General features: G+C 33.9%; 19 protein-coding genes, 3 tRNA genes and 3 rRNA genes (1 of these 25 only partly in view). 21 read left to right on the top strand and 4 right to left on the bottom strand.

The window, feature by feature from the left end:
* From ACX0KU_RS04030 to fusA, 7 genes are all read left to right on the top strand, one after another.
* A 16S ribosomal RNA gene (locus tag ACX0KU_RS04030) occupies positions 1–370 on the top strand (it extends 1,139 nt beyond the left edge of the window).
* A gap of 124 nt (positions 371–494) precedes the next feature.
* Positions 495–570, top strand: a tRNA-Ala gene (locus tag ACX0KU_RS04025).
* A 3-nt stretch (positions 571–573) separates the two neighbouring features.
* A tRNA-Ile gene (locus tag ACX0KU_RS04020) sits at positions 574–650 on the top strand.
* 134 nt (positions 651–784) lie between these two features.
* A 23S ribosomal RNA gene (locus tag ACX0KU_RS04015) occupies positions 785–3,689 on the top strand.
* 143 nt (positions 3,690–3,832) lie between these two features.
* Positions 3,833–3,949 (top strand): 5S ribosomal RNA (gene rrf, locus ACX0KU_RS04010).
* The 16S, 23S and 5S rRNA genes sit together here with 3 tRNA genes alongside, the layout of an rRNA operon.
* Positions 3,950–3,955: 6 nt before the next feature.
* Positions 3,956–4,030, top strand: a tRNA-Asn gene (locus ACX0KU_RS04005).
* 203 nt (positions 4,031–4,233) lie between these two features.
* Positions 4,234–6,312 (top strand): elongation factor G, encoded by a 2,079-nt coding sequence (gene fusA / locus ACX0KU_RS04000; RefSeq protein WP_472991619.1) that lies wholly within the window; start codon positions 4,234–4,236, stop codon positions 6,310–6,312.
* A 60-nt stretch (positions 6,313–6,372) separates the two neighbouring features.
* On the opposite strand, the gene rbr is transcribed toward fusA, so the two are convergent.
* On the bottom strand, positions 6,373–6,963 hold the full coding sequence (gene rbr, locus ACX0KU_RS03995; protein WP_472991618.1) for a rubrerythrin: 591 nt from the start codon (positions 6,961–6,963) through the stop codon (positions 6,373–6,375).
* A gap of 174 nt (positions 6,964–7,137) precedes the next feature.
* On the opposite strand from rbr, the gene ACX0KU_RS03990 reads away from it, so the two are divergent.
* The 12 genes from ACX0KU_RS03990 to hisE all read left to right on the top strand — a co-directional run bounded on the left by ACX0KU_RS03990 (position 7,138) and on the right by hisE (position 15,636).
* Positions 7,138–7,377 (top strand): hypothetical protein, encoded by a 240-nt coding sequence (locus ACX0KU_RS03990; RefSeq protein ID WP_472991617.1) that lies wholly within the window; start codon positions 7,138–7,140, stop codon positions 7,375–7,377.
* Positions 7,337–7,543 carry a hypothetical protein gene (locus ACX0KU_RS03985; protein ID WP_472991616.1) on the top strand — a complete coding sequence of 69 codons (207 nt, stop codon included), beginning with the start codon at positions 7,337–7,339 and terminating at the stop codon, positions 7,541–7,543. Before ACX0KU_RS03990 ends, ACX0KU_RS03985 begins: the two co-directional genes overlap by 41 nt.
* A gap of 150 nt (positions 7,544–7,693) precedes the next feature.
* Positions 7,694–8,959 (top strand): ATP phosphoribosyltransferase regulatory subunit, encoded by a 1,266-nt coding sequence (locus tag ACX0KU_RS03980; protein WP_472991615.1) that lies wholly within the window; start codon positions 7,694–7,696, stop codon positions 8,957–8,959.
* Between the two features lie 20 nt (positions 8,960–8,979).
* On the top strand, positions 8,980–9,618 hold the full coding sequence (gene hisG / locus ACX0KU_RS03975) for an ATP phosphoribosyltransferase (protein WP_472991614.1): 639 nt from the start codon (positions 8,980–8,982) through the stop codon (positions 9,616–9,618).
* Positions 9,619–9,632: 14 nt separating this feature from the next.
* A complete protein-coding gene (gene hisD, locus ACX0KU_RS03970; RefSeq protein ID WP_472991613.1) occupies positions 9,633–10,925 on the top strand; it encodes a histidinol dehydrogenase in 1,293 nt (430 codons plus the stop codon).
* Between the two features lie 31 nt (positions 10,926–10,956).
* On the top strand, positions 10,957–11,547 hold the full coding sequence (hisB, locus tag ACX0KU_RS03965) for an imidazoleglycerol-phosphate dehydratase HisB (protein WP_472991612.1): 591 nt from the start codon (positions 10,957–10,959) through the stop codon (positions 11,545–11,547).
* A gap of 92 nt (positions 11,548–11,639) precedes the next feature.
* Entirely contained in the window at positions 11,640–12,245 is a 606-nt protein-coding gene (gene hisH / locus ACX0KU_RS03960) for an imidazole glycerol phosphate synthase subunit HisH (protein WP_472991611.1), read from the top strand.
* Positions 12,242–12,955, top strand: a complete 714-nt coding sequence (hisA, locus tag ACX0KU_RS03955; protein ID WP_472991610.1) for a 1-(5-phosphoribosyl)-5-[(5-phosphoribosylamino)methylideneamino]imidazole-4-carboxamide isomerase — start codon at positions 12,242–12,244, stop codon at positions 12,953–12,955. Before hisH ends, hisA begins: the two co-directional genes overlap by 4 nt.
* A 35-nt stretch (positions 12,956–12,990) precedes the next feature.
* A complete protein-coding gene (gene hisC / locus ACX0KU_RS03950) occupies positions 12,991–14,058 on the top strand; it encodes a histidinol-phosphate transaminase (protein WP_472991609.1) in 1,068 nt (355 codons plus the stop codon).
* 47 nt (positions 14,059–14,105) lie between these two features.
* Complete coding sequence (hisF, locus tag ACX0KU_RS03945) at positions 14,106–14,867, top strand: imidazole glycerol phosphate synthase subunit HisF (protein WP_472991608.1); 762 nt, start codon at positions 14,106–14,108, stop codon at positions 14,865–14,867.
* Positions 14,868–14,938: 71 nt separating this feature from the next.
* Complete coding sequence (gene hisI / locus ACX0KU_RS03940) at positions 14,939–15,268, top strand: phosphoribosyl-AMP cyclohydrolase (protein WP_472991607.1); 330 nt, start codon at positions 14,939–14,941, stop codon at positions 15,266–15,268.
* Positions 15,269–15,303: 35 nt separating this feature from the next.
* The gene (hisE, locus tag ACX0KU_RS03935; protein ID WP_472991606.1) at positions 15,304–15,636 is read left to right on the top strand and encodes a phosphoribosyl-ATP diphosphatase; all 333 of its coding nucleotides are present in this window, start codon (positions 15,304–15,306) and stop codon (positions 15,634–15,636) included.
* 72 nt (positions 15,637–15,708) lie between these two features.
* On the opposite strand, the gene cls is transcribed toward hisE, so the two are convergent.
* Both cls and ACX0KU_RS03925 read right to left on the bottom strand, forming a co-directional pair.
* Positions 15,709–17,151, bottom strand: a complete 1,443-nt coding sequence (gene cls / locus ACX0KU_RS03930) for a cardiolipin synthase (protein WP_472991605.1) — start codon at positions 17,149–17,151, stop codon at positions 15,709–15,711.
* 37 nt (positions 17,152–17,188) lie between these two features.
* Positions 17,189–17,572: a hypothetical protein gene (locus tag ACX0KU_RS03925; protein WP_472991604.1), complete on the bottom strand. Its 384-nt coding sequence runs from the start codon at positions 17,570–17,572 to the stop codon at positions 17,189–17,191.
* 202 nt (positions 17,573–17,774) lie between these two features.
* Here ACX0KU_RS03925 and ACX0KU_RS03920 point away from each other — a divergent pair, with 202 nt between their 5' ends.
* On the top strand, positions 17,775–18,221 hold the full coding sequence (locus tag ACX0KU_RS03920) for a hypothetical protein (RefSeq protein ID WP_472991603.1): 447 nt from the start codon (positions 17,775–17,777) through the stop codon (positions 18,219–18,221).
* 92 nt (positions 18,222–18,313) lie between these two features.
* Here ACX0KU_RS03920 and ACX0KU_RS03915 read toward each other — a convergent pair whose 3' ends face one another.
* Positions 18,314–18,493 carry a uracil-DNA glycosylase gene (locus tag ACX0KU_RS03915; protein ID WP_472991602.1) on the bottom strand — a complete coding sequence of 60 codons (180 nt, stop codon included), beginning with the start codon at positions 18,491–18,493 and terminating at the stop codon, positions 18,314–18,316.
* A gap of 197 nt (positions 18,494–18,690) precedes the next feature.
* Here ACX0KU_RS03915 and ACX0KU_RS03910 point away from each other — a divergent pair, with 197 nt between their 5' ends.
* Entirely contained in the window at positions 18,691–19,602 is a 912-nt protein-coding gene (locus tag ACX0KU_RS03910; RefSeq protein WP_472991601.1) for a WG repeat-containing protein, read from the top strand.
* Positions 19,603–19,804: the final 202 nt, after the last annotated feature.

Here is a 19,804-nt window from a genome sequence, read left to right as displayed (position 1 = left end):
CAGGAGGAAGGTGGGGATGACGTCAAATCATCATGCCCCTTATGTCTAGGGCTACACACGTGCTACAATGGCCGGTACAACGAGAAGCAAACCCGCGAGGGGGAGCCAAACTAAAAAACCGGTCCCAGTTCGGATTGTAGGCTGAAACTCGCCTACATGAAGTTGGAGTTGCTAGTAATCGCGAATCAGAATGTCGCGGTGAATACGTTCCCGGGTCTTGTACACACCGCCCGTCACACCATGAGAGCCGGTAACACCCGAAGCCTGTGAGGTAACCGCAAGGAGCCAGCAGTCGAAGGTGGGATTGGTGATTGGGGTGAAGTCGTAACAAGGTAGCCGTAGGAGAACCTGCGGCTGGATCACCTCCTTTCTAGGGAGAAATGAAAGCTCATAGCTTTCATAGACTGGAAAAATTTATCCTTAATTCTGTTTAATTTTGAAAGACTAATGTCTTTTGAAATTTCTAGAGGTTATTCTAGAAATTTATATAATATGGGGGTATAGCTCAGTTGGGAGAGCACCTGCCTTGCACGCAGGGGGTCAAGAGTTCGAATCTCTTTATCTCCACCATTAGGGTCTATAGCTCAGCTGGTTAGAGCGCACGCCTGATAAGCGTGAGGTCGATGGTTCGAGTCCATTTAGACCCACCAATTGTTCTTTGAAAATTGCACAGTGAATATTAAGAAATCTACTATAACTAAGTAATTAGTTATAGTAATAAATCTCACTCAGTATATCTGAGGAGTAAAGTCTTGTATAACATTTATGTTTACAAGCATCTAACGATCAAGTTAGAAAGGGCGCACGGTGAATGCCCTGGCACTAGGAGCCGAAGAAGGACGCGATAAGCTGCGATAAGCTACGAGTAGGCGCACACAGCCTGTGATTCGTAGATTTCCGAATGGGGAAACCCACATGATAAACATCATGTACTATATACTGAATTCATAGGTATATAGAGGTACACTCTGGGAACTGAAACATCTAAGTACCAGAAGGAAGAGAAAGAAAAATCGATTCCCTCAGTAGCGGCGAGCGAAAGGGGAAGAGCCCAAACCAGAAACTTTGTTTCTGGGGTTGCGGATAGATCATAACGCTTCAATCTTTTTAGTCGAAGAGAACTGGAAAGTTCTGTCGTAGAAGGTAATAACCCTGTAGGCAAAAAGAAGAGAGAAGTAGATCTACTCCAGAGTACCACGAGACACGTGAAACCTTGTGGGAAGCTGGGAGGACCATCTCCCAAGGCTAAATACTACCTAGTGACCGATAGTGAAGCAGTACCGTGAGGGAAAGGTGAAAAGAACCCCGGAAGGGGAGTGAAATAGAACCTGAAACCGTGTGCCTACAATCGGTCGGAGCACGTTAATGTGTGACGGCGTACTTTTTGTAGAACGGGCCAGCGAGTTACGATATGTAGCAAGGTTAAGCACCTACGGTGCGGAGCCGAAGGGAAACCGAGTCTGAACAGGGCAACTAGTTGCATATCGTAGACCCGAAACCGGGTGATCTATCCATGGCCAGGATGAAGCGGAAGTAAAATTCCGTGGAGGTCCGAACCACGTTGGTGTTGAAAAACCATGGGATGAGCTGTGGATAGCGGAGAAATTCCAATCGAACTCGGAGATAGCTGGTTCTCCTCGAAATAGCTTTAGGGCTAGCGTCGGGTAATTAAGTAGTGGAGGTAGAGCACTGAATGGGCTAGGGGCTGACAACAGTTACTGAACCCTATCAAACTCCGAATGCCACATACTGGTACCCCGGCAGTCAGACTACGAATGATAAGATCCGTGGTCAAAAGGGAAACAGCCCAGACCATCAGCTAAGGTCCCAAAGTGTAAGTTAAGTGGGAAAGGATGTGGGATTTCTAAGACAACTAGGATGTTGGCTTAGAAGCAGCCACTCATTTAAAGAGTGCGTAATAGCTCACTAGTCGAGAGATCCCGCGCCGAAGATGTAACGGGGCTAAAACTTACCACCGAAGCTATGGATGTGTACTACGTACACGTGGTAGAGGAGCTTTCTGCACAGGTAGAAGCCATATCGTAAGGAGTGGTGGACAGTGCAGAAGTGAGAATGCTGGCATAAGTAGCGAGAAACAGGTGAGAATCCTGTTGGCCGAATATCTAAGGTTTCCTGGGGAAGGCTCGTCCTCCCAGGGTTAGTCGGGACCTAAGCCGAGGCCGAAAGGCGTAGGTGATGGACAACTGGTTGATATTCCAGTACCACCAAAATGCGTTTGACAAATGGGATGACGCAGGAGGATAGGATGTGCGCACTATTGGATGTGCGTCTAAGCACTTAGGATGTTGAGTAGGCAAATCCGCTCAATTTAAGTCTGAGGTGTGATGGGGAGCCCTATGGGCGAAGTATCTGATTCCACGCTGCCAAGAAAAGTCTCTATGGAGCAAATTGGTGCCCGTACCGCAAACCGACACAGGTAGATGAGGAGAGAATCCTAAGGCCGTCGGAAGAATTGCTGCTAAGGAACTCGGCAAATTAACCCCGTAACTTCGGGAGAAGGGGTGCCTCCGAGAGGAGGCCGCAGTGAACAGGCCCAAGCAACTGTTTATCAAAAACACAGGTCTCTGCTAAAGCGTAAGCTGATGTATAGGGGCTGACGCCTGCCCGGTGCTGGAAGGTTAAGGGGAATGCTTAGCGCAAGCGAAGGTATGAACTTAAGCCCCAGTAAACGGCGGCCGTAACTATAACGGTCCTAAGGTAGCGAAATTCCTTGTCGGGTAAGTTCCGACCCGCACGAATGGCGTAATGATTTGGGCACTGTCTCGGCAGCAAATCCGGTGAAATTGAAGTGCAAGTGAAGATGCTTGCTACCCGCGGTTGGACGGAAAGACCCCGTAGAGCTTTACTGTAGCTTAGCATTGCATTTCGGTATTGTCTGTACAGGATAGGTGGGAGACTAAGAAGCGAGAGCGTCAGCTTTCGTGGAGTCGTCCTTGGGATACCACCCTGACAGTACTGGAATTCTAACTGGCGGCCATGAATCTGGTCACAGGACATTGCTAGGTGGGCAGTTTGACTGGGGCGGTCGCCTCCTAAAAGGTAACGGAGGCGCTCAAAGGTTCCCTCAGCGCGGTCGGAAATCGCGCGTAGAGTGTAAAGGCAGAAGGGAGCCTGACTGCGACACATACAGGTGGAGCAGGGACGAAAGTCGGACTTAGTGATCCGGTGGTTCTGTATGGAAGGGCCATCGCTCAACGGATAAAAGCTACCTCGGGGATAACAGGCTGATCTCCCCCAAGAGTCCACATCGACGGGGAGGTTTGGCACCTCGATGTCGGCTCGTCGCATCCTGGGGCTGTAGTCGGTCCCAAGGGTTGGGCTGTTCGCCCATTAAAGCGGCACGCGAGCTGGGTTCAGAACGTCGTGAGACAGTTCGGTCCCTATCCGCCGTGGGCGTAGGAAATTTGAGAGGAGCTGTCCTTAGTACGAGAGGACCGGGATGGACTGACCTCTGGTGCACCAGTTGTTTCGCCAGAAGCACAGCTGGGTAGCTATGTCGGGAAGGGATAAACGCTGAAAGCATCTAAGCGTGAAGCCCACCTCAAGATTAGATTTCCCATAGCGTAAGCTAGTAAGATCCCTGGAAGACTACCAGGTTGATAGGTTAGGGGTGTAAGTACAGTAATGTACTCAGCTGACTAATACTAATAGATCGAGGACTTGATCTAAAATATTAAATTCACTGTGCAATTTTGAAAGAATAATTCAAACATTCTTTTGTATTTGTCAACGCAAATAAGTAATGAAACTCCTCAGCATAGCTGATGAGTACTCTATCTCTAGAAAATCATAGATTTTAAGAGCTAGAGCATCTGGTGATTATGGCATGAAGGATACACCCGTACCCATCTCGAACACGAAGGTTAAGCTTCATAGCGCCAATGGTACTGCACTGGAGACGGTGTGGAAGAGTAGGACATCGCCAGGTAAATGTTCCGCGATAGCTCAACGGTGGAGCACTCGGCTGTTAACCGATAGGTTGAAGGTTCGAATCCTTTTCGCGGAGCCATTTTTATTTTTTGAACAAAATATACATAACATAATAGTTAAATTTATAGCACTATACTTTCATTAGAAAGTATAGTGCTATTTTTATTTTTAAAGTAATATAGCAAGGGAATCTATAATAGAATTTAATAATAGAAAAATAGAAATAAATTGCTTTTCTAGTGCTTATATAAATATTTTTAGTTAAAGTGAGGGGGAGTTATTATGAAAGATTATAAAACTCAAAATATAAGGAATATAGGACTTATTGGTCACAGTGGTTCAGGAAAAACTACACTTGCTGAAGCTATATTATATTACACCAAAAGTAGTGATAGATTTGGAAAAGTTGAAGATGGTAATACAATTAGTGATTATGATACTGAAGAGAAAAAGAGAAAAATATCTATATCTACATCGATTTTACCTTGTAATTGGAAAGATGTAAAAATAAATATAATTGATATGCCAGGATATTTTGACTTTGTAGGAGAAATGATTGAAGGATTAAGAGGAGCAGATACAGCAATAATTACAGTATCAGCTAAATCAGGCATTAAGATAGGAACTGAAAAAGCATGGGATTATATAAGTAATCACAATAAGCCTAGAGGATTCTTTATTAATAAATTAGATAAAGAAAATAATAATTATGAAAAAATACTATTAGACTTAAAAAAGAAGTTTGGGTCATCTGTAGTATCTATACAATATCCAATCTTCAAAGAAAACGATTTCCTAGGGATTATAAACATTATATCTAAACAAGCAAGAATATATAATTCTAAGACTGGAGAAATGGATATTACAAGTATTCCAGATGAACTTATAGAAAAAATTAACGAATATAGAAAGATATTAATAGAAGCAGTAGCTGAGACTGATGAAGTCTTACTAGATAAATATTTTGAAGAAGGCGACTTAAGTAGTGAAGAAATATATAGTGGACTAATTAAAGCTGTAAAAATTGGAGAAATTGCGCCTGTTACATGTGGCTCTGCTTATGAAGGTATAGGTATAAGTACATTTTTAGAAGATATAATAGAATGTTTTCCAGCGCCAAAGAATGTAAAATCTGAAAACGCAAATGATAAAGAAAAGGATATGAATGTGCAGGTAGATATTGATGAAAATAAACCTTTTTCTGCATTTGTTTTTAAAACTATTGCAGATCCATTTGTAGGGAAATTATCAATATTTAAAGTTATTACAGGAAAGGCTAAAGCTGATTCAGGTGTTTATAATGTAAATAAGAAAAAAATAGAACGATTTGGAGCAATGTATTTTTTAAAGGGAAAGGAACAAATACAAACACCAGAAGTTATTGCAGGAGACATTGGCGCTGTATCAAAACTTCAATTTACTAATACAGGAGATACTTTATGTGAGATTGAATCATCAGTAGCATATGAGGAAATAGATTTCCCAAAACCATCTATCTCTATGGCAGTATTAACAAAATCTAAAGGGGATGAGGATAAAATTTCTACAGGACTTACTAAACTTTTAGATGAAGATCCTACTATTCATATTTCAAGAGATGTTGAAAATGCAGATACTATAATATCAGGTATTGGTGAAATACATCTAGAAATAGTTGCAAATAAATTGAAAACTAAATTTGGAGTTGAAGTTGAACTTCAAACACCAAAAGTATCATATAGGGAAACAATAAAAAAACAATCTCAAGTGCAGGGAAAACATAAAAAACAAACTGGAGGACATGGTCAATATGGAGATGTAAAAATAAAATTTGAGCCTAGAGATGATGGCGAAGAAGATTTATTATTTGTAGATAAAATTGTTGGGGGGGTAGTTCCAAGACAATATATACCTGCTGTTGAAAAAGGATTAAGAGAGTCTTTAAAAAAAGGTATATTAGCAGGTTATCCGGTAATAGGATTAAAAGCAACTCTTTATGATGGCTCTTATCACCCTGTTGATTCTTCAGAAATGGCATTTAAGGTTGCAGCATCTATAGCATACAAAAAGGGAATTCAGGAAGCTCAACCTGTTTTATTAGAGCCTATTATGCATATTGAAATAGAAGTTCCAGAGGAATATATGGGTGATGTAATTGGAGATATTAATAAGAAACGAGGAAGAGTTCTTGGAATGGAGACACTAAAAGGAAAACAAAAAATTATAGCAGAGGCACCTATGGTTGAATTATTTAAATATGCAACAGATTTAAGATCAATAACAGGGGCAAGAGGAAACTTTGAAATGAGATTTGAAAGGTATGAAGAGCTTCCACAACATGAGGCTGAAAAGATCATAAAAAAAGTTTTTATTAAAGAATAAATATTTATATAATAAAAAAATAAACTCTCGAGTATTCTATTAGCTCGAGAGTTTATTTTTTTAGTAGTTCTTACATACAGCTTCAAAATAAGATTGAGGATGTGTACAAGCTGGACATATTTTTGGAGCTGATAAATCTTCATGAATATAACCACAGTTTCCACATTTCCATAGAGTAGTTTCTTCTCTTGAAAACACAGTATTGTTTTCTATATTTGAAAGTAATTTTCTATATCTTTCTTCATGTTCTTTTTCAACCTTAGCAATAACTCTAAAAGTTGAAGCAATATCAGCAAAGCATTCTTCTTCAGCAACATCAGCAAAAGCTGGATATAATTCATTCCATTCTTCATTTTCACCATTTGCAGCATAGCCTAAGTTAGCTTTTGTATCGCTTAATCCAACGGGATAAGAAGCGTTTATGTTAATTGCAGAACCATGAAGATTAGTATCTTCTAATAAGTATTTTAAAAATTTTTTAGCATGTTCTTTTTCATTTTCAGCAGTTTCCATAAATATATTTGATATTTGTACATAACCATCTTTTTTTGCTTGAGAAGAATAGTAAGTATATTTAGTTCTAGCTTGACACTCACCAGCAAAAGCTTTCATTAAGTTTTCAGCAGTTTTAGTTCCTTTAAGATTTTTCATTAAATCTCCCCCTTGTATAAATGTTTAGATTTTAAATAAATTATAACATTTATGGGTACATATATCAAACAAAGTAGTTATTATAATGCAACCAATATCTAGTATAAAAGTCTTATGTATATTTAATATAAAAATACAAAAAATAAGATAAATTAGATCGAAAGGGAGATTTTAATGTCAGAATATAAGCTAGATATTTTAAGCAAAATTAATTTAGGCGATTATAGTAAGATACATGATTATATGGGAATAGTAGATGTAAATGATAAGTTCACTATAACCTTAAGCAATGAAAGTATAGAAAATTCAGATGTTATATATGATATGTTAAAAAATAATAATTTTCATATTTATCAGGAAGGAGAAAATAAAGATGGAAAACTATGGATCAATGCAGCAAGAAACAAATGGTAATGTTATAAAAATCCCACATTACTATCAAAAGAATGAGGCCAATGTCTTAGAAAATTACTATACTATGGGAGAATACAAGGGAAATATTCCTACAGTAAATTCAGTAGCTTCTAGTTACGATAGAAATGAAAAATTAAAAGAGGTTCTTGGAAATAGTCTACTGTAATAAAAAAAGCTTCATATGAGATATAGCATATGAGGCTTTAAGTTTTTTTGTGTTATTATATTTATATTGACAAATAGGTAAAAAATAGTTATCATTTTCTTATAGTTTACTAATGTAAAGCGTTAAATTAATAAAGTGGGGGCGGGACAAATGGGTAAATGGAAAAGGTATATACCGGATGGAATGAAGGATATATTGTTTGAAGAATGTGATATTAAATTAACTATAGAAGAGCGGTTAAGAAAAGTATATAAATATAGTGGTTTTTCTGAAATAATTTCTCCTACCTTAGAATTTTATGATGTATTTAATTCAAATAATCAGTCTATTTCTCAAGAAAAAATGTATAAGTTATTTGATAGTGCAGGAAGAATACTAGTTTTAAGGCCTGATATGACTACTCCTATTGGAAGAATAACATCTACTAAAATAAAAGATAGTATATATCCATTAAGACTATGCTATACATCGAATATTTTTAGAATAAATGAGAACTTAAATGGAAAAATGAGTGAGATTACTCAATCAGGAGTAGAAATAATTGGGGTACGAAATTTAAAAGCTGATGCGGAAGTAATAATTACTGCTATAAATGCCCTATTGGACTTAGGACTGAAGAATTTTAAAATTGAATTAGGTCAGGCTAATTTTTTTAAAGCATTAATTCAGGACATTAAATTAGATGAATATGAAATTGAGAAACTTAGGGAACTTATTGAAAATAAAAATTTTATCACTCTTAGTAATTTTCTTAAGGATAAGCAAGATGATATAGATGAGGAAAGCATTAAGGTATTAGAAAAGCTTCCTCAATTATTTGGAGATATAGAGACTGTAGATAAAGCTAGAGATTTAACAACAAATAAGAGGGCAATAGATGCTTTAGATAATATCCATGGTATATATAGAATTATAGAAAAGATAGGACTAAACGACTATATAACTATTGATTTAGGTATGGTACAAAATATTGACTATTATACAGGAGTAATATTTAAAGGATATGCTGATGAAGTCGGCGATTATATTCTAAGTGGAGGAAGATATGACAATTTAATTGAGCAGTTTGGAATAAATCTTCCAGCTACGGGTTTTGCTATTAATGTAGATAATATTACTATAGCACTTAAAAAGCAGAATCTATTAACTTCAAAAGAAAACAAAAAAGTATGTGTGTTTTATAAAGAAGAGTTTATAAGTGAGGCTTATGAATTACAAAAGATAATTAGACAGAAAGAACTTATATGTGAACTAAGTTTATTTGATGATGAAGAAAAGTCACTTGAGTATGCTAGAGAAGCGAGTATAGATAAGATGATAACTATATTAGATGAGGATAATGTGAAAGTATTTAACATTCAATTAGGGGAATTTAGTTTTCTAAATAAAGAGAAATTTTTGACTATGCTTAGATAAGGGCAGATGGAGGGGTTAGTTTGAAAAAAGTAAGAATAGCATTAACTAAGGGAAGACTTGAGGAGCACGCTTTAGAAACTTTTAAGTCCATTGGAGTAGATATAAGAGAGTTACAAGATAAGGGGCGAAAACTTATTTTTACTTGTGAAAATGAGGAATATAACATAGACTTTTTTTTAGTTAAAGCACCAGATGTAACAACTTATGTAGAATATGGAGCAGCGGATATAGGTATTGTAGGTAAGGATACTTTAATGGAGATAAATAAAGAGTTCTATGAGGTCCTTGATTTAAAAGTAGGTAAATGTAGATTTGCAGTTGCGGCACTTCCTGAATTTAAATTGGAAGAAGGATATAATAGAAAAAAAATAGCTACAAAGTATCCAAATGTAGCAAGAGAATATTTTAGAAATAAAGGCCTTGATGTAGAACTTATTAAAATAGAAGGCTCAGTGGAACTTGCACCTATAGTAGGACTTGCTGATGCAATAGTAGATATTGTTGAGACAGGATCTACTTTAAAAGAGAATGGACTTATTATTGTAGAGGAAATATGTCCTATAAGTGCAAGAATGATAATAAATAAAGCTAGTATGAAAACTAAGAGAGAAGAAATAACAAGTATAATCGAGAAGATTAGTACGTTGCTTCAAGAGTAAAGGGGGATATACTGATGATTAATATAGTTAGTTTAGATAAAAGTAATAAAAGTTATTATGTTGATATTTTAAAGAATAGAGCAGAAACTGTGCATAAAGAAGTAGTTATTGCAGTTGAGGGTATTTTAGCGGATGTAAGAGAAAATAAGGATTCAGCAGTAATAAAATATACTAATAAGTTTGATAGTGAAGAAGTTAACCCACAGAATATTAAAGTAACTGTGGATGAAATAAAAAATGCTTATAAAATTGTGGATAAAAAATTTGTAGATGCAATAAAATTAGCCAAAGAAAACATATGGTTTTTTCACGAGAAACAAAAACAAAACTCATGGATGGTTAATAAGGAAGATGGCATAATTCTTGGGCAACAAATAAGAGCTTTAGATACTGTAGGTATATATGTACCTGGAGGAACAGCTTCTTACCCTTCATCAGTTATAATGAACACAATTCCAGCTAAGGTAGCAGGAGTTAACAAGGTAGTTATGGTAACACCACCATCAAAGGATGGAACTATAAATCCCAATATTTTAGTAGCAGCAGATATTGCTGGAGTAGATGAGATATATAAGGTTGGAGGAGCTCAAGGAGTTGCAGCACTTGCTTATGGAACGGATTCTATACCAAAGGTAGATAAAATAGTTGGCCCGGGAAATATATATGTGGCTATGGCAAAGAGAAGTGTTTATGGTTTTGTTGATATAGACATGATTGCAGGTCCAAGTGAAATCTTAGTTATAGCTGATGAAACTGGAGATGCGAAGTATATAGCTGCTGATTTAATGTCACAAGCTGAGCATGATGTGCTTGCATCATCAATACTAGTAACTACGTCCAAAGAATTAGCAGAAGAGGTAAAAAAAGAGTTAGAAAGACAAGTTGAGACTTTATCAAGAAAAGACATTATCTTAACTTCGCTTAAAGATTATGGCGGAATAATAGTGGTAGAAGACATAAAAGATGCTATAGAGATGTCTAATATAATAGCTCCAGAACACTTAGAAGTTATGGTTAAAGAGCCTTTTGCAATCATGGGAGAACTTAAAAATGCAGGATCTATATTCTTAGGAAAATATGCACCAGAACCTTTAGGAGATTATATGGCCGGACCTAATCACGTATTGCCGACGAGTGGAAGTGCTAAGTTTTTCTCACCATTATCAGTAGATGACTATATTAAAAAGTCTAGTTTTATATATTATTCAGAAGAAGGTCTCTCAAAGGTTAAAGACCAAGTAATTACTCTTGCGGATACAGAAGGATTAACTGCACATGCAAATTCGATTAAGGTAAGATTTGAATAAACTCAGAAAGTAGATAGTAGGAGGGATTTCCTTGGAAAAAAGAGAAGCAACAGTATATAGAAAAACAGGGGAAACGGAAGTAGATATAAGTTTAAATCTAGATGGTGAAGGAAACTATGAAGTTAATACTGGTATAGGATTTTTTGATCATATGCTAAATTTAATGGCAAAGCATGGACTTTTAGATCTTATTATAAAATCTAAGGGAGATATAGAAGTAGATGGACACCACACAGTAGAGGATGTAGGAATAGTTTTAGGACAGTGCTTAAAAAAATCTTTAGGAGATAAAAAGAGTATAAAAAGATACGGAACTTCTTTTGTTCCAATGGATGAAGCTTTAACTACCGTATCCCTAGATATAAGTGGAAGACCCTACATTGTATGTGATTTTAATTTTACTGCAGATAAAGTTGGAGAGCTAGATACTGAACTTGTAGAAGAATTTTTAAGAGCATTTGCCTTTAATGCAGAAATAACTCTCCATGCTAGAGTTATATATGGAAAGAATAATCATCATATGATAGAGGGGATATTTAAGGCCTTAGGAAGAGCTATTAGAGAGGCTGTTGATATAGATTCAAGAATAAAAGGAGTAATGTCTACAAAAGGGAGTATATAGAATCAGTAACCATTAGTTGGTGGGTCTATAATTTTTGAGTAGCTAAACTAAAAACTGACTAATGTTTACTAGAAGAGGGTGGTGTTAAAACTGTGATTACTATTATAGATTATGGAATGGGAAACTTGAAGAGTGTAGAAAATGCTCTTCATTTATTAAAGATAGATTGTAAGATTACAAATGATAAAAATGATATTTTAAATAGTAAGGGAATAATACTTCCAGGGGTAGGTGCTTTTCCGGATGCTATTAATAATATAAGAGAGCTGGGTTTAGACAAGGTAATAGAAGAAGCTGTAAAAAAGGGTACTCCACTGCTTGGAATTTGTCTTGGTATGCAGCTTTTATTTGAAAGTAGTGAAGAAGGTACTAGTAGTAGAGGATTAGGTTTATTAAAAGGAAAAATAGAAAAACTTCAAGTGAATCTAAAAGTACCTCATATGGGTTGGAATAGTTTAAATTATGAAGTTAAAAGTCCTATTTTAAAGGATATAGAGGAAGGCAGTCACGTATACTTTGTTCACTCTTATTATGCGGTAATTGAAGAGGCTGAAAACTTAAATGCCTATGCAAATTATGGAGTAAAGGTTCCGGGAGTAGTTAGTAAGGATAATATTTATGGAATACAATTTCATCCAGAAAAGAGTGGAGATATAGGATTAAAAATGCTAAAGAACTTTGGGGAGATGGTTAAATGATTATTTTACCTGCAATAGATTTAAAAGATGGTAAATGTGTAAGATTGTATAAAGGGGATTTTGATAAGTCAGAGGTTGTAGCAGAAAGCGCCTTAGAAACTGCATTAAGCTTTAAAGCAGCAGGGTCAGAATTTATTCATATGGTAGATTTAGATGGTGCCTTAAAAGGTAAGGGTGTAAATTATGATATTGTTTCTGAGATTATAAAAAAAGTTAATATTCCAGTTGAGCTTGGTGGTGGTATAAGGGATATTGAAACAATTGATTTTTTAATTAATATAGGGTTAAGTAGAGTAATACTTGGTACAGCAGCACTTAATAATCCAGAGTTTGTAAAGGAAGCTGTTAAGAAGTATGGAGATAAAATTGCAATAGGAATAGATGCAAAAGATGAATTTGTTGCTATTGATGGATGGATTAATGTAAGCAAAGTTAACTATATAGATTTTGCAAAAGAGATGGAGAAATTAGGAGTTAAGACTATTATATTTACAGATATAAGCAAGGATGGTACCCTGCAAGGTCCTAATTTAGAGCAGCTTTATAATATTCAAAAAAGCGTAAGCTGCAATATAATAGCTTCTGGAGGAATTAAAGATATAGAGGATTTGAAAGCTATTAATAAAATGGGTATTCACGGAGCAATTACAGGTAAGGCTATATACTCAGGTAATATAGATTTGAAAGAAGCTATAGAAGAATGTAGATAATTTAAAGAAGATTACAGATAGAAGGTGTTTTAATTATGAGTAAATATTGGAGTGAAATCACTAAGAATATAGAACCCTATGTTTGTGGGGAGCAGCCTAAAGATAAGAAATATATTAAATTAAATACAAATGAAAGTCCATATCCTCCATCTCCAAGAGTATTGGAGGCAATAAAAAATGTAGCTAGTAGTGATTTAAGATTATACCCAGATCCTGACTGTGATGAACTAAGAGAAACTATTGCTAACTATTATGAATTAAACAAAAGTCAAGTTTTTATTGGAAATGGATCTGATGAGGTTCTAGCCTTTGCATTTTTAGCTTTTTTTAATTCTAATGAATCAATTATATTTCCAGAGATCAGCTATAGTTTTTATCCAGTATATGCTAAGTTATATAATATAAATTATAAACTTGCAGAGTTAGATGATAATTTTTCTATACAAGTAGATGAGTTCATTAGGGAAAATGGCGGAGTTGTTATTCCGAATCCTAATGCGCCAACAGCAAAATATATGCCTATAGAGGAAATTAAAAAAGTTTTAGATTATAACTCTGATAAGGTAGTTATAATTGATGAAGCATATATAGACTTTGGGGGAACTTCAGCAGTAGCCCTTATAAAGGATTATCCTAATCTTTTAGTAATACAAACATTATCTAAATCACGTTCCTTAGCAGGAATCAGGGTAGGATTTGCTCTTGGGGGTGAAGAACTTATTGATGGACTAAATAGAATAAAGAATTCTTTTAACTCTTATACAATAGATAGAGTAGCATCTGCTGCTGCAGTAGAAGCAATAAAAGATGAAGACTATTTTAGGGAATGTACATCAAGGATAATAAATACAAGAGAAAAGGTTATTGTTCAGTTAGAAGAACTTGGATTCAAAGTTATACCTTCCAAGGCTAACTTTATTTTCATAACTCATCCTATTTACTCTGCTAGTGAATTGTTCTCTAAACTAAGAGAAAAAAGTGTATTAGTTAGATATTTTAGCAAAGATAAAATAGATAATTATTTAAGAGTAAGTATAGGTTCTGAAGAAGAAATGGAGTTTTTTATAAAAAAAGTCAAAGAAATTATAGATGAAATGAAATAAGAAAGTAGTACTTATGTAAAAATCATACCTAGAAAGAGGTGAAGCTTATGATTACAAAACGAATAATACCCTGTCTTGATGTGGATATGGGAAGAGTAGTTAAGGGTGTAAATTTTGTAAATCTAAAAGATGTAGGGGATCCTGTTGCTATTGCAGAATTTTATAATAAAGAAGGTGCAGATGAACTAGTCTTTTTAGATATTACGGCAACTCACGAAGGAAGAGCTACTATGATTGATGTAGTTAGAAGAACTGCAGAGAAGGTGTTTATTCCTCTTACAGTAGGGGGAGGGATTAAAACTGTAGATGATTTTAAAGATATTTTAAGAGCAGGAGCAGATAAAATATCTATAAATTCTTCAGCTATAAGAAATCCAATGCTTATAAAAGAAGCTGCAGATAAGTTCGGAAGTCAGTGTGTTGTAGTTGCTATAGATGGGAAGAAAAGAGAAGATAATTTAGGATGGAATGTATTTATAAATGGAGGAAGAATTGATACTGGACTTGATGCCATTGAATGGGCTAAAAAAGCTGAAGAGCTAGGTGCAGGAGAAATACTTCTAACAAGTATGGATGCAGATGGTACAAAGCAAGGATATGATATTTCTCTTACAGATGCAATATGTAAGGCAGTTAATATTCCTGTAATTGCATCTGGAGGTTGTGGAAAGCTAGAGCATTTTGCCGAGATATTCATTGAAAGTGGCGCAGATGCAGCTTTAGCGGCATCATTGTTTCACTTTAGAGAGCTTAGTATAAGTGAAGTTAAGGAACACCTGCATAAAGAATCTATAGAGGTTAGATTGTAATTTCGGAGATTATATTTAAATATCAGTTAGAATACAGTACTACATCAAGTGAGCAAAGGGGTGAGATAATAATGAATGCACAGGACTTTATTGATACAATAGATTTTGAAAAAGGAGAGGGATTAGTTCCGACTATTATTCAAGACTATGAAAATGGTGAAGTTTTGATGATGGCATATATGAATAAGGAATCTCTTGAAAAGACTATTACAAGTAGAACAACTTGGTTCTGGAGTAGATCAAGAAATGAGTTCTGGAACAAGGGTGCAACATCGGGGCATTATCAAAAAGTTAAGAGTATTTCTGTAGATTGTGATGGGGATACTATATTAATAAAGGTAGAACAAGCTGGGGCGGCCTGTCATACTGGAGAGAGAAGTTGTTTTTATAGAGAATTATAAAGTAATAAAGGTTTTAAAAGAAAGAGGGGGTATATTTGAATAATATAGATGCTATTAGAGAACTTTATGAAGTAGTTAAAGATAGAAAAGAAAACCCAATAAGTGAATCTTATACTAACTATCTATTTGAAAAAGGATTAGATAAGATTTTAAAAAAAGTAGGAGAAGAGAGTACAGAAGTAATCATTGCCGCTAAGAATAAAGACAATGATGAACTAGTTAATGAGTTATGTGATTTAATGTATCATCTTTTAGTACTTATGGTAGATCAAGGGGTTAGTTTAGATAGTGTAGTAGAGGAACTAGAAGTTAGAAGACAGAAAATAGGAAATAAGAAGCAAGAGAGAAGAGAAGTAGAAGATCTATAATAATTATAAATTAATATAAGCTATGTTTATGTGTTAAGAAATATAAAATTCAAACCACATAAACATAGCTTTTTATAATACTGGTGATAGTAATCTTGATATAGACTCTTTAAATTTTATTATAATAGATCTACTATAATATAATTCATGGGTTATTTCAGTACAGAATACCATATCCTCTTCAAATATGCTTTTTAATCTTTTTGATATATTACTATCATATATAAAAGCATTAACTTCAAAGTTAAGTTTAAAACTTCTAACATCCATATTTGCAGTACCAACAGAAGATATTTTACCATCTACTACAATAGTCTTACTATGAACAAAGCCTCTATCATATTTATAGCTTTTCACACCACTTTTAAGTAATTCTCCAATATAGGAGAGGGATGCCCAATATACAAAAAGGTGGTCTGGCTTATTAGGAATCATAATTCTCACATCTACGCCAGAAAGAGAGGCAATTTTTAGTGATTCTAAAATGCTTTCATCGGGAATAAAGTATGGAGTTTGTATATATATACTTTTTTTAGCAGAAGAAATCATTTTAACAAATCCATTTTTTATTTGCTCCCATTCCGAATCAGGTCCACTAGAGACTATTTGAATACCACTCTCTCCTTGGAACTGAAGTAGAGGAAAGTATTTTTTATCAAAGGGTATTTTTTCATTAGAAGCATAACGCCAATCAAGTAAAAATCTTTGCTGTAGTGAATTGATAGCACTTCCAACTATTTTAAGATGAGTATCTCTCCAATATCCAAATCTTTTATTTTCACCGAGATATTCGTCTCCTATATTAAGACCACCTAAGAAAGCTTCTTTTCCATCTATTACTGCAATTTTTCTATGATTTCTATAATTTACACGTATATTTATTAAAGGAAGTAGGGAGGGGAAAAAACATGCAACTTTTCCACCTGCGGTTTTTAATTTACTAAAAAAATTTCTAGGTAATCGTATACCACCCATTCCATCATATAAAAATCGAACTTCTACACCCTCAGAAGCTTTTTTTGTTAAAGTCTCTATAAGCCTATTTCCTAGCTTATCATTTTTTATTATATAATAAACCATGTGAATATGATCTTCAGCATTTTCGATTGAACGAAATAGTTCTTTAAATTTATCATGACCATTAGTATATATATCAATAGAATTGTCTTGAGTAAATACAGACTGACTATTAATTAAATGCATATACATCATATCTTTATAATTAATCATCTCTTTGTCATGAAATTCTAGTGTATCCTCTGAGAGTTGCCTCCCTTGCAATAATAGTTCTGTATGAAATCTATCTTCCTCTGTTTTTAAATTAAACATTTTTATAGTGCTTAAATTTTGTCCTAAAAGCAAATACAAAATAAATCCAATACCAGGTATAAGGATTAGAACCATTAGCCAAGCCCAAGTTGCGGAAGGATTTCTTCTTTCAAAAAATATTATTAGAAGAGCAAAAATTAAATTTAAGTATGTTAATAATTTTAATAAAGTAATAAGAAAGTGCATAGAACTAACCCTCCCCTAAAAAATCATCTATAATTTATTAGTGATGACCACAACCACCACAAGAATTACTGTCTTTTTTAGAAGAACATCCACCACCACTACAGGATGAACAATCTTTAATTTTAGGCTCTATTAGGGTGGCTTTAATCATAAGAGATGAATCTTTATATATTAATTCTATCTCTTTTATATTAGAGTTTATATCTTTATCAAATATAAATGGAATACCAGATACCTCTTTAATATAATATTCAGTTTTATCTATAAGGTCATCTAAATATACATCTACACTGGGACCTTTACAGCAACTTTTATAATGAGAAAATCTAATACAAGAATAATCAGTACTATTAAGTTCTAAAAGTTTTTTTAATTCTAAATAAGCTTCATCAGATAAATTTATTTGTAAATTACTACTCAAAGTATCACCTTCTTTTGTCAAGTTTAAACTTATTCATCACTTATTATTTGTATTAAATAAGCTTAGATACTATTCTATCATATAAAAATATAAAAATCTTTTAGATATTTTATATAAATAATTTAGAAAAAACATTAACTATATTATGTTTGCAGAATAGTATATTAAATGTAGATTAATTAAATTAACTTAGGAGGTTTATATGTATTTTAATCCTTATGATTACAATAATAATGAGGCAATAGAAAATGTTGAAGATTGGGACGATGATTTAGAGAAAAAGTATCCTCCGATATATAGTAAGATATATCCTTGGGTGAGTTATTTTTGCTGTGATATGGAGTTAAAGCATGGAGATGATTATGAACCAACGAGAGAAGAAATAAAAGAAATTACAGAAAATATATATGAAAAAATAAAGGATGATTTAGAAGACGATGATGATAAGAAGGACAATAAGCATAGAGACGATGATAGAATACCACTACAATATGGATACGGTTATAGTGGAGGATTTGTAAATGATTTAATCGGAATAGTCCTTTTAAATGAGTTAGTAGGAAGACGAGATCATAGAAGGAGAAGACCGAGAAGGAGAAGAAGAAGAAGACCTGATTATGGATACTATCCTCCATACTATGGATATTAATACTTAGTATATAGATAAGCTAGAAGATAAGTTTAAATTATCTTCTAGCTTATTTTATTAGAAAAGTCTAGAATTTTATTATATAATAGATATTACTTAATATTAGGCTTTGAGTGGAAGCTTAAACAGGTTTTTCCTGTGGTTTGAGTTACTATAACAGAAGGCATGGTTTTAGATTTAAACCCCATAGATTTACATCCATAGGGAGATAGCTTATCCCAAGTTATATAAAAGTGCTTGCACCCTCTGCAATTGACATTTTTGTTTTCCATGGTATTAAACCTCTTCTAATATAATTTAATATAATTTAATATGTTAAGTTTAACACATTAATAATAAAGCATAAATATAAAAGTAAAATAACAAGATAATATTATTAATAGTGTATTTATAATAGATAAGGTCTATATTCTAAAAGTTTAGATTAAATATGAAGAAAAATATACTTATAAATTAAGGAGGTAGAAAAATGGAAAAAATGAGTACCTTATATCCAGTATTACTTGAGGGTAAATATGGATATATAGATAAAACAGGGACTATGGTTATACAGCCTCAGTTCCATTATGCAGAAGAATTCCAAGGAAATCTAGCTATAGTTGGGATAGAAGATAATTTAGGTTTTATAAATTCTGTAGGCGAAGTAATAATAGAGATTAAATACAAGGAAGTAAATGAATTTTCTGAGGGACTTGCTGCAGTGCAATTTGGATATCAGTGGGGATATATAAATGTAAAGGGAGAAGAAGTTATACCTTTTAAATTTTTAGATGCATATAGTTTTAGTGATGGATTAGCATTAGTCCAAATAGGAGGAAAGCAAGGTTATATAGATAAGCAAGGAAATGTAATTATAGAGCCTAAGTATGATTATGCTCATAGCTTTAGTGAAGGTCTAGCAGCAGTAGATCTAAATGGAAAGTATGGATATATAGATGTAAAAGGGAATATAGTAATTGAGCCAAAGTATCTTGTGGCTAATGACTTTATTGAGGGACTCGCTTCAGTTGAGGTGAAATCAGGACTTGGATTTATAAATAAAGATGGAGAAATAGTTATAGATCCAAACTATGATGAAACTGATGATTTTTATAATGGATACGCAGCTGTAGGTAAAGACGAAAAGTTTGGATATATAAACAAGAATGGAGAAGTGATTATTCCATTGGAATATGATAATGTAGATGTTGTAAGCGAAGGAATGATAGGAGTACAGGTAGGAAATAAGTGGGGATACTTGAATATGGAAGGTAAAACGATAATAACACCCAAATTTGATGAAGCTTATGAATTTGTAGACGGATTAGCTTTAGTACAATCAGGTAAAAACTTTGGATATATAGATAAAAGTGGAGAATATGTATGGAAACCTCAAAGATAATTTGGGGTTTTTTTTATTCTTGCAATATTAATCATTGTTATATATACATAAATGTGATAAACTCAAAAAGATGGGTAGTATCAATAGTGAGCTACACCGTTTTGATTATATTTACATTTAGAATTTAAATGAATTTCAACTTTATAACTATTCTGCTCATATCATTCGGAATGAGACGGCTATAAGAGATTATTGAACCTCA

The organism is Clostridium sp. X (assembly GCF_055755365.1).
The sequence above is the reverse complement of the archived record's forward strand: the minus strand, read 5'-3'. Positions and strand labels throughout refer to the sequence as shown.

Excerpts from the sequence above, each read along its gene's own strand:
- fusA (WP_472991619.1), top strand. The coding sequence starts at position 4,234 with ATGAAAGATTATAAAACTCAAAATATAAGGAATATAGGACTTATTGGT.
- rbr (WP_472991618.1), bottom strand. The coding sequence starts at position 6,963 with ATGAAAAATCTTAAAGGAACTAAAACTGCTGAAAACTTAATGAAAGCT.
- ACX0KU_RS03990 (WP_472991617.1), top strand. The coding sequence starts at position 7,138 with ATGTCAGAATATAAGCTAGATATTTTAAGCAAAATTAATTTAGGCGAT.
- ACX0KU_RS03985 (WP_472991616.1), top strand. The coding sequence starts at position 7,337 with ATGGAAAACTATGGATCAATGCAGCAAGAAACAAATGGTAATGTTATA.
- ACX0KU_RS03980 (WP_472991615.1), top strand. The coding sequence starts at position 7,694 with ATGGGTAAATGGAAAAGGTATATACCGGATGGAATGAAGGATATATTG.
- hisD (WP_472991613.1), top strand. The coding sequence starts at position 9,633 with ATGATTAATATAGTTAGTTTAGATAAAAGTAATAAAAGTTATTATGTT.
- hisA (WP_472991610.1), top strand. The coding sequence starts at position 12,242 with ATGATTATTTTACCTGCAATAGATTTAAAAGATGGTAAATGTGTAAGA.
- hisC (WP_472991609.1), top strand. The coding sequence starts at position 12,991 with ATGAGTAAATATTGGAGTGAAATCACTAAGAATATAGAACCCTATGTT.
- hisF (WP_472991608.1), top strand. The coding sequence starts at position 14,106 with ATGATTACAAAACGAATAATACCCTGTCTTGATGTGGATATGGGAAGA.
- hisI (WP_472991607.1), top strand. The coding sequence starts at position 14,939 with ATGAATGCACAGGACTTTATTGATACAATAGATTTTGAAAAAGGAGAG.
- cls (WP_472991605.1), bottom strand. The coding sequence starts at position 17,151 with ATGCACTTTCTTATTACTTTATTAAAATTATTAACATACTTAAATTTA.
- ACX0KU_RS03920 (WP_472991603.1), top strand. The coding sequence starts at position 17,775 with ATGTATTTTAATCCTTATGATTACAATAATAATGAGGCAATAGAAAAT.
- ACX0KU_RS03915 (WP_472991602.1), bottom strand. The coding sequence starts at position 18,493 with ATGGAAAACAAAAATGTCAATTGCAGAGGGTGCAAGCACTTTTATATA.
- ACX0KU_RS03910 (WP_472991601.1), top strand. The coding sequence starts at position 18,691 with ATGGAAAAAATGAGTACCTTATATCCAGTATTACTTGAGGGTAAATAT.